Source organism: Microvirga sp. M2 (assembly GCF_047497095.1).
GTDB lineage: Bacteria > Pseudomonadota > Alphaproteobacteria > Rhizobiales > Beijerinckiaceae > Microvirga.
Window position 1 is genome coordinate 45,315 of the sequence record NZ_CP134064.1, and the last position, 16,929, is coordinate 62,243.

Sequence of the window (16,929 nt, forward strand, 5' to 3'; positions counted from 1 at the left end):
CTACTCGGCAGGCGCCGCCGGCTTCTTCGTTCTATGGCGCTCCGCCAGCTCTTTCAACCAGCGGCGGTGGTGTTTCCAGGCCCAGCCTCCGGTGACCGAACCACGCGTCATCGCCCGTAGCGTGCCGCGCGTCCAGATCGCCGCATAGACATGGACGATCCAGATGCAGATGAGCGCGACCGCGGCGAGAGAGTGAATGAGAACCGCGACGCGCTTCTGTGGAATGGTCGTCCAGTTGTAGAAATACTGATCCCAGATCGCGAGACCCGTCAGGATCAGGCCGATGATCAGGAGCGCCATGACCCAGAAATTGAACTTCTGAATCGCATTGTACCGGCCGACCTCGGGCAGCCTGTCCTCGTGTCCGGCAATCACGTCGTTGGTATGCGCAAGCCATTCCGCGTCGGATTTCTCCGGCAGATTGGCCCGCCAGAAGCGGATGAAGAGGCCCGCGAAGCTGAAGAACAGGACGACGCCGATCCAGGGATGAAAGGCACGAGCGTTTTGTCCGCCACCGAACAGGCCCGTCAGGAAGAACAGCGACGGATGGAAGAAGGCAAGGCCCGACAGCGCGAGAAGAATGAGCGAAGCCGCCGTGATCCAGTGGTTGATCCGAGCCGGCAGGTTGTACCGGCCCACGACGACCGGCTTGCCGGGATAGATCGCATCTTCCTTCGCGATGTCCTTGACAGCCATCAGGTCTTCTCCTTCACGAGATCCTCGGCTTTCTCCTCATCCTCCCGTGTCACCCGGTTGGGGCTGACCAGAGCCGCATGGAGAACGCCCGCCGCGGCTGCAAGCCCCATCGCCGCGAAGCCCAGGTACTTCGTCATACCCTTCCAGGCATTGACGACGGGGCTGATCTTCGGATCCTTCGGCAGACCCGAATAGATTTCGGGCTGATCATTGTGATGCAGGACGTACATCACATGCGTTCCGCCCACCCCTGGCGGATCATAGAGGCCGGCATTCTCGTAGCCGCGGGATTTGAGATCCTTGATCCGGCTGTCGGCGAGCGTCTTCATGTCCTCTTTGGTGCCGAAGGTAATCGCATGGGTCGGGCAGGCCTTCGCGCAGGCCGGCCCCTGCCCTACGGCGACGCGGTCGGAGCAGAGAGTACATTTGTACGCCGTGTGGTCGACCTTCGAAATGCGCGGGATGTTGAAGGGGCACCCCTTGATGCAATAGCCGCAGCCGATGCAGTTCTCGTGGATGAAATCCACGATTCCGTTGGAATACTGCACGATGGCTCCGGGCGCCGGGCAGGCCTTCAGGCAGCCCGGGTCCGCGCAATGCATGCAGCCGTCCTTGCGGATCAGCCATTCGAGGTTGCCCGTCTGCGGATTGTCCCATTCGGTGAACCGCATCAGGGTGAACATGTCTGGCGTCAGATCATGCGGGTTCTCATAGACGCCCACATTGGTTTCGATGTCCGGATGCGTATCGTTCCATTCGATGCAGGCCGATTGACAGGCCTTGCAGCCGATGCATTTCGACACGTCGATGAGCTTCGCGACCGGCTCCAACTGACGGGCCGGCGGCGGAACCGTCGAGGCGGAGCGGCGAACAAGATCCCGCTCCGACAAGTTCGAGGCTGTGGCGGTAACGGGAGGATTGCTTGTTGCGGTATGGGGACTTGGTTCCATTCCACTCCTCCTCAGACCGACGCCGGAGCTGTCGTGGGCTCGATATTGACGAGGAACGCCTTGTATTCAGGCGTCTCGATGTTGGCGTCGCCCACGAAAGGCGTGAGGGAGTTCGGCCCCCACCCCTTCCGCGCCACTCCGCTGAAGCCCCAATGCAGCGGGATGCCGACCACGTGGACCGGCTTGCCGTCGCAGATGAGAGGCTTGATGCGCTTCGTCACGACGGCCTTCGCCTTCACCTCGCCGCGCTTGGACCACACCCGCACCCAGGAGCCGGGCGCAATGCCCTTCTCGGCTGCGAGCTGCTCCGAGATCTCGACGAAGAACTCCGGCTGGAGCGCCGCGTTCACCCGGTTGTGCTTCGTCCAGTAGTGGAAATGCTCCGTCAGCCTGTACGAAGTCGCCGCATAGGGAAACTCCTCCGAAGTGGCGAACTGCGCCACATCGCTCTGGAAGACCCGCGCCACCGGGTTGCCCCGGATCTTCGGCGCCACGACGTTGGCGATGGGCGCCTCGAACGGCTCGTAATGCACCGGGAATGGTCCATCCCGCATGAGGCCGCGGGCGAAGAGGCGCGACACGCCCTCCTGGTTCATGATGAAGGGGCCCACCTCGTCCGGCTTCGCGTTGGGTGCGATGTCCGGAACGTCGTAGCCTGACCATTTCGTTCCGTCCCAGGCGATCAGCTTGCGGGTCGGATCCCACGGATTGCCCTGCAGGTCCGCGGAGGCGCGATTGTAGAGGATGCGCCGGTTGAGAGGCCACGAGAAGGACCAGTTCGGATAGGCGCCGGTGTCGTCCGGATCCGAATTGTCCCGACGCGCCATGTTGTTCCCGGCCTCGTTGAAGCAGCCGGAATAGATCCAGCAGCCACAGGCGGTGGTACCGTCGTCACGCAGGACCGAGAAATTGACGATCTGCTTGCCCTTCTCCAGCACCACCTTCGTGGGGTCGGCCGGGTCATAGAGGGTCTCGACAGCGTAGCCGTTGAGCTCCATGGCGAGTTCCTCCGCAGAGGGCTCGTTGGGATCCCGATAGGTCCAGGTGAGATTGAGGATCGGGTCCGGGAAGGGTCCGCCCTCCTTCTGGTAGAGGTCCCGCAGCCGGCGATAGATCTGCCCCATGATCCACGTATCGTGCTTCGCCTCTCCGGGAGGGGTGCCACCCGCCCAGTGCCATTGCAGCCAGCGGCTGGAATTGACGAGCGAGCCGTCATCCTCCGCAAAGCAGGTGGACGGCAACTGGATCACCTCCGTCTGGATGGAAGCGGAGTTCACGTTGTTGTACTCGCCGTGGTTCTCCCAGAACCGGGACGTTTCCGTCTCCAGGGGGTCCATGGTCACGAGCCATTTCAGCTTCGACAGAGACTCCGTGATCTTCTGACGGTTCGGGAAGGCCAGAAGCGGATTGAAGCCCTGGCAGAAATAGCCGTTCACCTGGCCCTGATGCATCATCTCGAAATAGCGCAGCACGTCGTAGGCCGGCACGTCGAGCTTGGGCAGATACTGATAGGCGAAGTCGTTCTGTGGCGTCGCAGCATCGCCCCACAACGCCTTCTGGATACTGACGAAGAACTTCTTGTAATTCTGCCAGTAGCTGGTCTGGTTCGGCCGCAGCGGCTTAAATGCCCGGCTCGCCATATAGGTCGTAAAATCGGCCTCTTTCTCGACAGGGATGTTGAGATAGCCCGGCAGGAGGTTCGACATCAGGCCGATATCGGTGAGCCCCTGGATATTCGAATGCCCGCGCAAGGCATTCATGCCGCCGCCGCGCACGCCGATATTGCCGAGGATGAGCTGCAGCATCGCCATCGTGCGGATGTTCTGCGATCCCTTGGAATGCTGCGTCCAGCCGAGCGCGTACATCGACGTCATGGTCTTCGTCGGGGACGAGCACTCCGAGATCATCTGCGCCACCTTCAGGAACTTGTCCTTGGGCGTGCCGCAGATGCGTTCGACCATCTCCGGGGTATAAGTGGCGACATGGGTCTTGAGCAGGTTCCAGACGCAGCGCGGGTTCTGCAGCGTGTCGTCGACCACCGCAAAGCCGTCCGGTCCGATGTCGTATTCCCAGGTAGAGCGATCGTAGTCGCGCTTGTTCTCGTCGTAGCCCGTGAACAGGCCATCCTTATAGGCGAAGCCGTCCTTCACGATATAGGACGCGTTCGTAAAGGCCTTCACATACTCCCACTGAATCTTGTCGTTCTGGATGCAGTAGTTGATCACGCCGAGCAGGAACGCGATATCGGTGCCCTGCCGAATGGGTGCATAAAAATCGGAGACCGATGCCGAGCGCGTGAAGCGCGGATCGACGACGATGAGCTTCGCGCCGCGATTGGCCTTCGCTTCCGTGACCCATTTGAAGCCGCACGGATGCGCTTCGGCTGCATTGCCGCCCATGATCACGACGAGATCCGTATTCCGGATATCGGTCCAGGAATTGGTCATCGCGCCACGACCGAAAGTTGGGCCCAGACTGGACACCGTGGGGCCGTGTCAAACGCGCGCCTGATTATCGAATGCGACGATTCCTGTGCTGCGAACGACCTTGTAGGTCAGATAAGCGGTCTCATTCGTTGTCGCCGAGGCGGCAAGAAAACCTACCGTCGTCCAGCGGTTGACGGGAACGCCGGCCGTGTTCGCGGGGATGAAGTTCGCATCGCGATCATCCTTCATCAGCCTTGCAATACGGTCGAGCGCCTGGTCCCACGATACCCGTTCGAACTTGTCTCCGCCGGGCTTGCGGATCATCGGGTACTTCAGCCGAGTGTCAGCCTTTACGAAGTCCTTCAGGGCCGCGCCCTTCGGGCAGAGCGTCCCCCGGTTCGTCGGATGATCCGCATCGCCCTCGATATGGATGATATCGGCCGTCTCGCCCTTCCGAAGGTCTCCCTTGGAATACATGATGATGCCGCAGGCCACCGAGCAATACGGACAGGTGTTGCGCGTCTCCATCGTGTTCACCAGCTTGAACGGTCTGACGGCCGCAGCCTGTGCCGCCTCAAGCTCTGAGAATCCGAAGGCCCCTAATGTGGTACCGGCAACACCCACGCCGGCGGCTTTGAGGAAGCCGCGTCGTGAGAGTTCCATGTTCATGGTAACCCTCCCTATGGTTTTGCACTGCAGCAACTTCTCTTTGAACAACTAGAGTAATTTTGACCATTTCCAGTGTCAAACTATAGAAAGGATGGCCCAGGCGGTCCCCGGATTTACTTGCGGCCGTGTTTCACGAATGGGTGAGTGAAAGGCCGAGCCTGCCCAAGCCTTCGCTTAAGCGCTGCGATTATGGTTCGGACGACCGGGAGAGAGCCTGCACTTCCGACGCGCGGGCGACGAACGGGCCCTGTGTCCCATTCAGCCCGTCGCCCCTCTATTCACCAAAGGCAACCCGTTATATACTTTCAATGACGGACAGAAGAGACATCCTCACCGACCCGTGGCCCCGCTCCTCGTGTGGGGCCGCCGTTTGTCAGCGACCGCTCGAGTTGAAGACGGTCCCGAAGGCCGACATGCGGACGACGGTCATGTTTTCTCCGAAAGAACGTCGATCAGCTCGGGAACCGCGGCTTGCTCGTATCCGGCGCTGTATGCGTCGTCATAGATGTGGAAGATGGCCGTGGCGGCGCCGTTCTTCGCTGCAACGTCGCGGGTCATCTCGACATAGTAGCCGATATCCTTGCGGGCATTGGCGATACTGAAGCGGAAGCTGGAATCGTCATGCGCGAGAATGAACGGCTTGAGACGCTCGAGCACGACACCGGCCCCTCCTCCCTTCCCGAGAACCTCCATCAGCACGTCCGGACTGATGCCCGCTTTCCCAGAACAGGCGGCCGCCTCCGCCAGGACGGCGGAAAAGCCCAGCGACACGAAATTATGCAGGAGTTTGAGCGTGTGGCCTGCGCCGACACTTCCGGCGTAGTTGATATTCTCGGCATAACTGCGCATCAGAGGGAGAAGCGCCTCGAACAGATCCCTGTCGCCTCCGACAATCAGGTTCAAGCGCCCTTCTGCCGCCTCCTTCGGCGTTCTCGTCATCGGCGCGTCGAGAAACCGGCCTCCGGCCGCAGCGACGGCTGCCGCAATTTTTTTGGTGGATTCGGGGATTGCCGTTGAGCAATCGATGATCACGGCTCCAGGGCGGAGTCCCTTGAGGACGCCATCATCCCGGAAGAGAACGTCCTCCACCTGCGGCGTTCCGGTGACACAGATGATGATGATGTCGGAATTGGCAGCAACATCGGAGCCGGTGCCGAAGGACACGGCGCCGTCACCGAGCAGGTCATCGACGGGCTGATTGCCGGGATGATCGAGGAAAGCGATAGGCCAGCCGGCCCGCTGAACATTCCGGGCGATGCCGTGTCCCATCAGGCCGACACCGATCACGCCAATGCGGGACTTGACTTCTTCGTGGCTCACTTCCTCGTTCCTTTCGCTACTAGAGCAAGCATTCTGACGGGATCAGAATGCTTGCTCTATCTTTTTGATAAAGCATCGTTCTTCACGAAGAACCGGTTCCGGCTTCTTCGCACGATGCTCCAGCACCGAGCACTGCTCCACCGCGTGGCGGCAACGTCTCTTCGTTTCAAAGTCTAGCGCATCGTGCGGAAATGTGGACCCGGTTTTCACGAACGTGGCCCTTCGGGTCCGCTCGAACGATGCCGGCAGGATCACCTCTCGGGAAGACGGGCACGGCCGCCATGCGCCGAGGATCCGCCGAATCCTCCGGGAAACGAGCTGCGTGGGATGGTGGAGGTCACCGACGCTCAGGTCCGAGCGTCGCCTTTGGAGAAATCGTCACGAAGCGGCGCAGGCCACGTTAATCCGCATGGACGATGAGGCTCGCCAACGTGACTTGCCCGTCGGACGTGTAATGGTTGACGTGCTCCGTGGCGAGACATTGGCCGGCCCGATAGACCTTTACGTCCACGATTGACCCGATACTCTCCAGCTCGGCAATGATAAAATCGCGCTCGACATTCGTGTCCGAGTCCGTCGCGTGTGTGATCTGAAATGTGAGGCGGGTCAGGGACAGTCCCGTATCCCGTGTGCCCGCCCCGACCCAGAGAACACGTTCGTCATCGGCGGGACGGTCGGTATTCAGCCAGAAGCTGGCGGATCCCCCGGCCCATGTGCTCTCGGCTCGCGCGAGGCTCAAGGACCAGAAGCGTATGTGATGGCGCTTCCGGGGACTGTTGTCGATCGCCCTCTGAAACCCGATGTCCTGGCCACGTCCGAACAGATAGAGGGTGCTGAACGGGGCGGTCGGATAGGGCGAGTTGAACACGAAGGCTCGAATCATGCCCCAGGAGCTGGCAAGGCCCAGTCGGTCGGCCTCCGACCAGCCGAGGGCTGAGAAGGCGGCGCGAAGCTGTGCGAGCGTTCCCACAAGCGCCACGTTGACGGGATCGCCCGGCAGTCCGTCGCCGGTCGTCGTGAAGCTGGGGACCCGTTTCCGATGGAGAAGCTTGAGGCCCATGCGAATGATCCATGGGAGAATGACGTAGGCGCCGATTGCATACGTGAAGCCCACGGCCAGAATCCATGGCAGCCTCCGGTCCGCCGTTTCAAAGACCACGAAGACGATCAGCCAGACGGAGAAGATGCCCAGCCCAAGAATGACGAGGCGTTGCAGGAGGCGGTTGAGCAATCTCATGAATCCAGCTCCGTCGCGATCGGGGCGGCAGTGATCGGCACTCCGGGCAGGTGACCTTCATGCAGGTGACCTTCATGCAGGTGACCTTCATGAGGTGCCAGTCGATGCGCTCGGCCCTTCGGTTCATCTGTTGCACGGTATTCATCGTGCTCGATTTGCCCTTGGCGCCGCCTTTAGCGTATCGTGCGGAAAACCGGGTCCACTATTCACGTCCGATGCTCTGGGACGAGGCGTTCCTGTCTCTTCTTTTCGGCGACCCTGCAGAGGGCACACCGCAGGACAGGGCCCGAGTCCAGGCCATCCGACCCGCATCACATGCGATCCGCATCAATTGAGCGGCCGAGGTCACCCCGTGCCGGCCTCTCGCAGACGGATCCCGGCTGCGCCTGCGCCGGCCACCCCCGCGTCGAGGGCGGCGCCGAGCGTCTGAACGGCGACCGTCGCATCGGCGAACGCGATGTCGTTCGCGGCAAAGGCTGCGACCATCCGCTTGATCGCCTGGCGCTGCACCAGGCTCGGATTCATCGGCTTGACCGTGAACTTGAACCGTACGATGAGCGCATTGTCGGTGATGTCGGCCACCCCCTGCATCTTCAGCGGCTCCAGGAAACTGTCCTTGAACTCCGGATCATCCAGCATCTCCTGGCCGATCGTCTTCACCACCTTGCGCAGCCTCTCGAGATCGGTCTTGCGGGCGAAGCGGAAATTGAACTTCACCGTCGTCCAGTCGCGGCTGAAATTGGTGATCTGGCCGAGCTGGCCGAACGGGATCGTGTGCACCTGCCCGTTCTGGTGCCGGAGCTTGAGCGAGCGCAGCGTGAAGCCCTCGACGGTGCCCTTGGCCTTGCCGCAATCGATGTATTCGCCGACCCGGAAGGCGTCGTCGGCAAGATAGAAGATGCCCGAGACGATGTCGCGCACCAGCGTCTGGCTGCCGAACGAGATGGCTAGGCCGAACACCGAGACCCCGGCCAGCAGCGGCATGATGTTGACGCCGAGATCGGACAGGACGATGAGGAGTGCGACGGCCAGGAGCGCGACGCCCGCGAAGGCGCGCAGCAGCGGCATCAGGGTCCCCAGCCGCGAGCCGCCGCCCGCCTGCTGCTCCTCGCCCGGCCCGCCGGAAGTCGCCCCGGCATAGCGCGCCGTCACGAACTTGATCGCCTCCCAGGCGACGAAGGCCGTAAACAGCGTCAGCCCGGCCGTGAGCGAGGCGCGGGTGAGCCTCGCCCAATTCCCGTTATCGACGAGGGCGAGGACATCGACGATCCAGACCTGCGTGATCAGCACGGCCGCGCCGATCAGGGCGGCGACGGTGAGGCAGCGCGCGACGAGATTGCCGAGACGCGGTCCGAAAGGCGCGTGCGGTGGAACGGCGGCACCACCGCGAATCTCGTCCGCGGGGGGCCGCAGCACGAAGGCGATGACCGTCCGGAGGAGGATCAGCGCGAGGATGACGCTGAGCGTCAGGATGAGGGCCGTCGGCACGGTGTAGCGCTCCATGATCGCGCCATAGATGGCCGTCACCGCAATGGCCACGAAGACCAGCACCGCAAGGCCATGCCAGGCCTGTGCGAGGATCCGGCCCAGCGATGGGCCGGTCGGCCGCGCGAGGCTCGCAAACCAACCTCTGACGGCCTCGCGCGAGGCCATGATGACCGCAATGACGATCGCCAGGAGGGCGAGATTGGCGACGATCTGGCCGGCGGCAATCGCCTCCGAGGGCGCTTGAATGGCGATCAGCACCCGGGTCAGGATTCTGGCGGCGACGATCGCGAGCACCACCGAGAGGATGCGCCGGTAGACGGCGCGGGCATCCGCGTCTGCCATCTTCGCAAGCCGCGCGTCCGGCAAGTCGGGGCGCAACACCAGGCGGAACGCCAGCATGTAGAGGCGCCATGTCAGGATCCCCGCCAGCACCAGCATCGCGAGCCGGGACTGCGCATCGGCGCCGGAAAACCACAACGCGATCGCACCGTATCCGACGAGCCAGACGATCCCGACCGCCAGGCCGTCGATGACCGCAAGGCCGACGAGGCTGACGAGACCCGCTCGGTCGTGGCCGGCGGCGACGCGGGCCGCGAGCTTGCGTCGAACCGCAAGGAACGCGTTGCGGAACAGTGCCTCCGCCGCGAGGGCAGCTGCCATAACCGTCGCCAGGAGGGCGAGGAACGCCCCGACCCCGCGTCCCGTGCCGGTCTGCTCGAGGATGGTGGGGATACGGGCGACCTCATGAAGATAGTCCGGGTAGGCACGGAGCACAGCACCGGCGCGCGCCTTGAAGGCTGCGATGGCCGAGCCGAAGTCCTCGTCCGCAGCCGCCACCGGATGCTCCGGCCCGATGTCATGCGGCACGCCCTTGCCGTCCTCCTTGAGCTTCGCGGCAACGGTGGCGCTGATCGCGTCGACGAGCCTGTCGAATTGCTCCTGGGTCCACCCGGCCGGCAGCGCCGGCGGAGGGCTGCCCTGTCCCGGACCGGATTGCGCGACGGCGGTCGAGAGCCAGATGACGAACAGGGCGAAGCTCCCGAGCCGGGACAGACGAATAGCCATCGACGCCTCCGATCCATGCCGCAGGTGCCCTCTTGCAGGGTGCCCCGTGCAATTCAGGGCTGATCAAGTCCATTGTCAGGGCGGAACCGGACCAAAGTCTCAATCCCCGCATCGCCGCCTCGACGATGAAAATAGCACCGTTCCGCGTGGGCCGGAACGCCATGGAGCTTCGGACGGCCTCAGGCGGCACGACGCCCTGACGTCACCCTGGGACCGGTTCCTCCCAGTGGGCGGCGAGCCGGAGCTTCATCGCCTCCTATTCGTCAAGCGAGCTCCGCCGAGGATCATGGACGAGGGTTGAGCCTGCGGCCCGACCGGGAGGCCGATCAACACCGCCGCACCATCTCCGTCTGTGTCCCTCGCCGGACAGGGACCATTTGACACTTGCCGCGGTAGCGGTTGGATCCGACTGCCCCTACGCTACCCGTATCCAGGCCACGATAAGTCCCGGCTCCGGCCATTCCGGTATCCACGCCACGGTCAACGGCGGCTCCGCCCATGGCGCCTCCGTGACCTCCGCCTCCGCCTCCGCGCGCCGCAGCATCCCCGGCGAGGAGAATGGCGCCCATTGCGAGAGCACCGAGTCCCATCAGAAGATTCTTCATGATCTGTCTCCGTATCCTGCCGGCCTATGACCGGGCTGCCGCTTCGCCTCTCTCAAGAATGGCGGCGGTCCATCCGGCGAGCCGGATCCGGCCCATGTAAGGCGGTTCGGCCTATGCACCCTGGACCGGCGGCCGCACATCGACCCATTCATGCATGGCTGAGGAGCGTCTGCTTGATCGAACGGGACAAGTGCTTGCCACAAGGAGCCAATTGTTCGCTCCCTTGCATCACGCAATGGGCGCCCGGCTTGTGGTTGCGCGAGCGAAAAGTGGACCCGGTTCGCGGTCAACAATGCGGTTGAGCCAATGACAAGAGCTGCTTCCACGCGAGTGGGAACGGCTCTCCGGCATCGGGTGTGACATCGAACCCACCTCCGATGCGGTCAGTCTCTGCTCTCGAGCATCTTGTCACGCAAAACCGGCTCCCACCTTTGCGTTCGATGCTCTCCACGATCCCGCTCGGATCTTGACCTTACCATCGTGGGAAGCTCCAGGCTTCCCAGGGCTCATCGATGCAGATGCGGAGTAACACCATGACCAATGCCCGGATCATCAATGGACATGAGGGCCACGCCCATCACCACGACCATGGTCGTCATGCCGGGCACCGCCATCCTGACGGCGATCCGACGGGAGACGCCGGTAAGACGAAGGATCCGGTCTGCGGAATGACGGTCGATCCGCACACCACTCCACATCGGGCCCAGTACGAGGGCAAGCCGTATTACTTCTGCTCGTCCGGCTGCCGGTCGAAGTTCATGGCCAAACCCGCGAATTACGCCGAGCCGGCAGCGGCCGGGAAGGCGGAACCTGTGCCTGAAGGCACGATCTACACCTGTCCGATGCATCCGCAGATCCGCCAAATCGGCCCGGGCTCGTGCCCGATCTGCGGCATGGCGCTCGAACCGGTCGTCGCGACGGCTGAAATCGGCCCAAGTCACGAACTCGTCGATATGACACGCCGGTTCCGGATCGGCCTGATCCTGGCTCTGCCGGTCTTCATCCTGGAGATGGGCGGGCATCTCACCGGACTTGATCATCTCATTCCCCGCACCTTCTCCAACTGGATCCAGTTCGCCCTGGCAAGCCCGGTCGTGCTCTGGGCCGGGTGGCCGTTCTTCGAGCGTGGCTGGCAATCGCTGAAGAACCGCAGCCTCAACATGTTCACGCTGATCGCCATGGGCACCGGCGTGGCATGGCTCTACAGCGTGGTCGCAATCTTTGTCCCCGACGTCTTCCCGGCGGCATTCCGTGGCCCAGGCGGCTCGGTGGCGGTCTATTTCGAAGCCGCTGCGGTGATCACCGTCCTCGTCCTGCTCGGACAGGTGCTCGAATTGCGCGCACGCGAGAGCACGAGCGGCGCCATCCGTGCGCTCCTCGATCTCGCCCCCAAGACAGCCCGCCTGATCCGGGAGGACCGAACCGAAGAGGAGGTCCAACTCGATGCCGTCCAAGTGGGCGACCGCCTGAGGGTGCGCCCCGGCGAGAAGATCCCGGTCGATGGCGTCGTCGTCGAGGGGCGCAGCTCCGTCGACGAGTCGATGGTGACCGGTGAGTCGATGCCCGTGACCAAAGCGGTCGGCGCCAAGGCCATCGGCGGCACCATGAACCAGTCCGGCGGCCTCGTCATCGAAGCGCAGAAGGTCGGGCGCGATACGATGCTGTCCCGGATCGTCCAACTCGTCGCAGAGGCCCAGCGCAGCCGCGCCCCGATCCAGCGTCTGACCGATCAGGTCTCGGGTTATTTCGTGCCGGCGGTCATCGCCGTGGCGCTCCTGGCCTTCGCGGCGTGGGGAATCTGGGGACCGGAGCCCCGGCTCGCCTTCGGCCTTGTGGCCGCGGTGTCCGTGCTCATTATCGCTTGTCCCTGCGCCCTTGGGCTCGCCACCCCGATGTCGATCATGGTCGGCGTCGGACGCGGAGCCCAAGCCGGCGTGCTGATCAAGAACGCCGAGGCGCTGGAGCACATGGAGAAGGTCGACACCCTGGTCGTCGACAAGACCGGCACGCTGACCGAGGGCAGGCCGGCAGTCACCGCCATCGTCCCGGCGCAAGGCTTCACGGAGGTCGAGGTGCTGCGCCTGTCGGCGAGCGCCGAGCGGCCGAGCGAACACCCGCTCGCCATCGCCATCGTCGAGGCGGCTGAAAAGCGGGGCATCGCGACGGCGCCGGTCACTGACTTCGACTCGCCCACCGGCAAGGGGGCGCTCGGTACGGTCGAGGGCCGGAGCGTCGTGCTCGGCAGTGCCAAGTTCCTGGCCGAGCACGGCATCGATGTCGCTCCCCTGGCACAAGAGGCCGACCGGCTGCGCGAGGACGGCGCGACCGCGATCTTCGCCGGCGTCGACGGGACGGTGGCGGGTGCCATCGCCATCGCCGACCCCGTGAAGACGACGACGCCCGAGGCGCTCGCAGGCCTCAAAGAGGAAGGCATCCGGGTGGTGATGCTGACCGGCGACAACTGGACGACGGCCAAGGCGGTCGCCCGCCGGCTCGGGATCGAGGATGTCGAGGCGGAGGTCCTGCCGGACCAGAAGAGCGCAGTCGTCCAGCGCTACAAGGCGGCCGGGCGCGTGGTGGCCATGGCGGGTGACGGGGTGAACGATGCGCCGGCGCTGGCGGCCGCGGATGTCGGCATCGCGATGGGGACCGGCACCGATGTGGCGATGGAGAGCGCGGGCGTCACCCTGCTCAAGGGTGACCTGACGGGGATCGTGCGGGCGCGGCGGCTGTCGCAGGCTGCCATGCGCAACATCCGCCAAAACCTGTTCTTCGCATTTCTCTACAATGCGCTCGGGGTGCCCGTGGCGGCAGGCGTGCTGTATCCGTTCTTCGGCATCCTGCTCTCTCCGATCATCGCGGCCGCCGCGATGGCGCTGTCCTCGGTCAGCGTGATCGGCAATGCGATCCGCCTGCGCATGGTGAAGCTCTGACCCGCCGTAGAGCAGGCCGGACGGTCTCTTGGAAAGCTCTGCAGGCGCCGTACAGAACAGTTGCCCGGCCGAGCCAAGGGACATCATTCGATGAGGCACCGAACGCGAAAGCGGGGGCCGGCTTTGCGTGAAAAGATGCTGAACAACATAGATTCGCAGCATCGGACGTGGGTTCGATGTCACGTCCGACGCTGTCGTCTCCCGTTCCCGGATGAGGGCCATCATCCGGTCGACCTCCCGGCGCGGTCCTCTCCGGACGACGAACCCAAGCGCCCGGCCGATCGTTCCTGCCTCGCACGGTCATCCTGTTGGAGCGATGGGCCCTCCGGGGGAACGCCGGCATCGGCCGTCAGTCGGCGTCCCCGAGAAACTGCCGGATCTCGTCTGCCAGCCAGTCACGCACCGCACAAACCTTGGGCTGATCCCGGTTGCCCGGACGATAGACCAGATCGTAGCCACGCTCGGAGTTGAGCCGCAACTGCGGGAATGGGGCAACCAGCCGTCCGGCGGCAAGGTCTTCCGCCACCAGGGCGCTGCGCCCCAGTGCCACGCCTTCCCCGCGAATGGCTGCCTCGGTCGCCATGCTGCCATGACTATAGATCGGGCCACGCCCCCTGGGGGCGCCATCCACCCCCGCCATTGCAAACCATCGCTCCCAGTTGGCCAGCATACGGTCGTCATACACCAAGCGGTCTTCATGCAGCAGCCTGCACGCGGCAAGGCTCTCAACCGACGGCAGCCCACCCATCCTGGCTCGATAGGCCGGGCTGCACACCGGCGTGATCGTTTCTTCCAGGATCCGCTCCGCGACGACGTGCGGATAGCGGCCGACGCCGTACCGTACCGCTGCATCGATCTGTCCGTTCGACAGGTCAACATTGGTATCCGTTATGTCGAGATGGACATCGAGTTCGGGATGGCGAGCCATCAGCCGATGCAGGCGTGGCCCCAGCCACTTGCTCGCGAATGAGATACCTGTGCTGATGGTCAGTCGCCCTGCACTCTTCGGCCCACGAAGACTTTCGGCCGACCGGGTCAGTTCCGTGAGGACGCGAGTGACGACCACGAGGAACGCGGCCCCCTCGGCGGTCAGGACGATCCGGCGGGTCAGGCGCAGAAACAATGCTACGCCAAGATGATCTTCGAGGGTCTTGATGTGGCGGCTTACCGCCCCGTGGGTGACATGCAACTCCTCTGCCGCCAGCGTCATGCTCAAGAGGCGTCCGGTTGCCTCGAAGGCGCGCAGGGTCTGCAGAGGGGGAAGCCGGTCAAACATGGGGGCCGCACGCGTGAGTTTGGCTCACAGGTTACGTGAGAACAAATGGTTTGTCAGCCATGTTCCTCCATTCTACCACTCGGGACAGACGCGATGGCGTCACTTCATCTCCGCGCGGGGCAGTTCATGTCGAGCCAGAGCACAGCGGTCACCTCTCCTGTCCCCTCCCTTTCGCCTATCGCTCCCCGCCATGCGACCCCTTCCATACGCAGCCTCGCGGCGATGCTGCTGCTCGCAGTCATGTGGGGGCTGTCCATTCCGGTCACGAAACTCGGCCTCCTCACATTGCCGCCGATGACGCTGACCGCGCTCCGGTTCGCCGTCGCGGTGCCGCTATTGGCGCTCTTCACCCTCGGCAGGAAGCACCCCCCCTGGCGGGCACTGCCCCGCATTGCAGCGCTTGGAGTATTGGGCATCGGCGTGGGCCAGATCGCCCAGGCCTTCGGCGTCGCCGGCACGTCGGCTTCGGTCGGGACCATCATCTCAGCCGCCATTCCCGTCTTCGTTGTGATGTTTGCGGCACTCCGCCTCAAACAGCCCGTGTCGCGTCGGCAAAAGCTGGGATTGCTGGCGGCGTTCGCCGGTATCGCGCTTGTTGCGCTCGGGAACACGAACGAGACGGGTGTCGTGCTCCAAACCAGCGTAGCCGGTGCCGGTCTCATGTTGCTCTCCGCGCTTGCCGTCGCGTTCTATTATGTCTGGAGCGTCGAACTTTCCCACGAATATGGAACCGCTACCGTAGCGGCCTGGAGCACCTTGTTTGGCTTCGTTGCGCTGCTGCCCTGGGCAGGCTGGGAGATGTGGCACGTTCCATTCCACCTCACGGCCCAGGCGCTCTGGGCTGGGATCTATCTCGGGCTCGCCGTGAGCGTCGCGGGTCTGTTCCTGTGGCTCAACATCCTGCGCACGGTTCCGACCGGGACTGCCGCCAGCGTCCAGTACCTTCAGCCGGTGTTCGGTGTCGCCGCTTCATCCGCGATATTCGGCGACCGGATCGGAGGCCTTTTTGCCGTCGGCGTGGCTTTGGTCCTGGGTGGTCTCGCTCTGGCCCTAACGTCTCGCGGCAAGACCGACCAGGCGACTTAAGGTGTGGGCGTCCTGTCGAGGGCGATCCTATGACCTCGCCTGGCCACCAGACAGCATAGGATTGCTGCTCTCAGTCTCGGGTCCCGGAAAAGCCATGAGTTGATCTCCGGCAAGTGTGCACCGCGTCGATCAGAGCCAGACCAGTTCCAGGACGGTACTCAGAATGCCGTTCGCTGCCGCCAGGACCGCCAGAGCGGCCAAGACGCCCGGGATGACCATGCTTGTCCGGCCCGGACGCGTGGCACTCATCCATCGCGGCAACCGAGCTGCCTCCTCGTGGGGATCGTGCAGTTCCCATGATCTATCGCCGGCCGGACGCGCTAAACGATCCCGCTCACGGACAACATGGCATGCGGAATCGAGGCACCATGCGTGATGGAATGGCAAGCCATCGCCGGCATCAGCGAACAAACGCACTTTCTCATTCGTCATTGTCACAACTCCCCAATGAAGACAGGCCGCCGAAACATCCTTCGACCGGAATGCAATGGCCAACCGCAGGCACTCTGCCGTCACGCGGCATGCCGCTGATAATCGGATCCGTCCTCGCCTCCATTCGGCCGCCTGCGGCTCGCAGCAACCAGTCCATGGAGGACCTCCAACACGACGGCAGGATTCGGTTGAACGAGGATGATGATGTCGCCACGATCGGATGATCTGGCTTCGGGCGCCGCGATGACGGCGGGACGCGTCGGATGGCTGTCGTGATACTCGTCGGCAAGGATCCAGCCGTCGATCAGCATGGGCAGGTCGGCGCGGGCATAGAGCCAGTCGATGGGTTGCTGCCAATCCCTCAGGATGAGAAATGCCTGCTCGCCCGTGTCCGCCGTCCTCACCTTGCACCCTATGGCGCGGAGCCACCGGCAGAGGGCCTCTCGGAAGACCAGATTGGTATCGACGACAAGAATGCAATCGCAATGGCTCGTATCCACGATGGCCTCCCGGGCGCGTCCTGTCTCGGCTAGTCTCGTGCGCTCTCGTTCGACGGGCCGCTCAAACCCACCTACCTTCAGAGACCTCGGTGGTCAGAGCTTTATTCCGGCACCGCGCTCGCCCCGGCCGGCTGGGCTTGATCACTGTGCTCAATCGCACCTGCCGGCAGCCGGGCCGCGATTTTATCTGAGCTCATGGGAATAAACCTGATCTCCATCCAGTCTGGATGGAGAGCGCAGCATCAG

11 protein-coding genes are annotated in these 16,929 nt (G+C 63.6%); 3 read left to right on the forward strand and 8 right to left on the reverse strand.

Features of this window, described 5'->3' with window-relative positions:
* The 5 genes from RE429_RS20025 to RE429_RS20045 form a co-directional block, all read right to left on the reverse strand.
* Positions 1 to 696 (reverse strand): formate dehydrogenase subunit gamma, encoded by a 696-nt coding sequence (locus RE429_RS20025; protein ID WP_414475120.1) that lies wholly within the window; start codon positions 694 to 696, stop codon positions 1 to 3.
* Entirely contained in the window at positions 696 to 1,646 is a 951-nt protein-coding gene (gene fdxH, locus RE429_RS20030) for a formate dehydrogenase subunit beta (protein WP_414475121.1), read from the reverse strand. The genes RE429_RS20025 and fdxH overlap by 1 nt, the downstream gene beginning before the upstream one ends.
* 11 nt (positions 1,647 to 1,657) lie before the next feature.
* Complete coding sequence (fdnG, locus tag RE429_RS20035; RefSeq protein ID WP_414475122.1) at positions 1,658 to 4,741, reverse strand: formate dehydrogenase-N subunit alpha; 3,084 nt, start codon at positions 4,739 to 4,741, stop codon at positions 1,658 to 1,660.
* Between the two features lie 426 nt (positions 4,742 to 5,167).
* Positions 5,168 to 6,061 carry an NAD(P)-dependent oxidoreductase gene (locus RE429_RS20040; protein WP_414475123.1) on the reverse strand — a complete coding sequence of 298 codons (894 nt, stop codon included), beginning with the start codon at positions 6,059 to 6,061 and terminating at the stop codon, positions 5,168 to 5,170.
* A gap of 400 nt (positions 6,062 to 6,461) precedes the next feature.
* Positions 6,462 to 7,298 (reverse strand): LssY C-terminal domain-containing protein, encoded by an 837-nt coding sequence (locus tag RE429_RS20045; protein WP_414475124.1) that lies wholly within the window; start codon positions 7,296 to 7,298, stop codon positions 6,462 to 6,464.
* A gap of 59 nt (positions 7,299 to 7,357) precedes the next feature.
* On the opposite strand from RE429_RS20045, the gene RE429_RS20050 reads away from it, so the two are divergent.
* Positions 7,358 to 7,633 carry a hypothetical protein gene (locus RE429_RS20050; RefSeq protein WP_414475125.1) on the forward strand — a complete coding sequence of 92 codons (276 nt, stop codon included), beginning with the start codon at positions 7,358 to 7,360 and terminating at the stop codon, positions 7,631 to 7,633.
* 10 nt (positions 7,634 to 7,643) lie between these two features.
* Here RE429_RS20050 and RE429_RS20055 read toward each other — a convergent pair whose 3' ends face one another.
* Entirely contained in the window at positions 7,644 to 9,851 is a 2,208-nt protein-coding gene (locus tag RE429_RS20055; RefSeq protein WP_414475126.1) for a mechanosensitive ion channel domain-containing protein, read from the reverse strand.
* Between the two features lie 1,138 nt (positions 9,852 to 10,989).
* On the opposite strand from RE429_RS20055, the gene RE429_RS20060 reads away from it, so the two are divergent.
* Positions 10,990 to 13,389 (forward strand): heavy metal translocating P-type ATPase, encoded by a 2,400-nt coding sequence (locus RE429_RS20060; RefSeq protein ID WP_414475127.1) that lies wholly within the window; start codon positions 10,990 to 10,992, stop codon positions 13,387 to 13,389.
* A 349-nt stretch (positions 13,390 to 13,738) separates the two neighbouring features.
* Here RE429_RS20060 and gcvA read toward each other — a convergent pair whose 3' ends face one another.
* A complete protein-coding gene (gene gcvA, locus RE429_RS20065; RefSeq protein ID WP_414475128.1) occupies positions 13,739 to 14,665 on the reverse strand; it encodes a transcriptional regulator GcvA in 927 nt (308 codons plus the stop codon).
* Between the two features lie 222 nt (positions 14,666 to 14,887).
* Here gcvA and RE429_RS20070 point away from each other — a divergent pair, with 222 nt between their 5' ends.
* Positions 14,888 to 15,751 carry a DMT family transporter gene (locus RE429_RS20070; RefSeq protein WP_414475973.1) on the forward strand — a complete coding sequence of 288 codons (864 nt, stop codon included), beginning with the start codon at positions 14,888 to 14,890 and terminating at the stop codon, positions 15,749 to 15,751.
* Positions 15,752 to 16,263: 512 nt separating this feature from the next.
* On the opposite strand, the gene RE429_RS20075 is transcribed toward RE429_RS20070, so the two are convergent.
* A complete protein-coding gene (locus tag RE429_RS20075; protein WP_414475129.1) occupies positions 16,264 to 16,683 on the reverse strand; it encodes a response regulator in 420 nt (139 codons plus the stop codon).
* Between the last annotated feature and the right edge of the window lie 246 nt (positions 16,684 to 16,929).

What these genes read in the sequence shown, in the direction of transcription:
- fdxH (WP_414475121.1), bottom strand. Translation starts at nt 1,646, where the DNA reads ATGGAACCAAGTCCCCATACCGCAACAAGCAATCCTCCCGTTACCGCC.
- RE429_RS20050 (WP_414475125.1), top strand. Translation starts at nt 7,358, where the DNA reads ATGCAGGTGACCTTCATGCAGGTGACCTTCATGAGGTGCCAGTCGATG.
- RE429_RS20025 (WP_414475120.1), bottom strand. Translation starts at nt 696, where the DNA reads ATGGCTGTCAAGGACATCGCGAAGGAAGATGCGATCTATCCCGGCAAG.
- RE429_RS20070 (WP_414475973.1), top strand. Translation starts at nt 14,888, where the DNA reads ATGCTGCTGCTCGCAGTCATGTGGGGGCTGTCCATTCCGGTCACGAAA.
- RE429_RS20045 (WP_414475124.1), bottom strand. Translation starts at nt 7,298, where the DNA reads ATGAGATTGCTCAACCGCCTCCTGCAACGCCTCGTCATTCTTGGGCTG.
- gcvA (WP_414475128.1), bottom strand. Translation starts at nt 14,665, where the DNA reads ATGTTTGACCGGCTTCCCCCTCTGCAGACCCTGCGCGCCTTCGAGGCA.
- RE429_RS20055 (WP_414475126.1), bottom strand. Translation starts at nt 9,851, where the DNA reads ATGGCTATTCGTCTGTCCCGGCTCGGGAGCTTCGCCCTGTTCGTCATC.
- RE429_RS20060 (WP_414475127.1), top strand. Translation starts at nt 10,990, where the DNA reads ATGACCAATGCCCGGATCATCAATGGACATGAGGGCCACGCCCATCAC.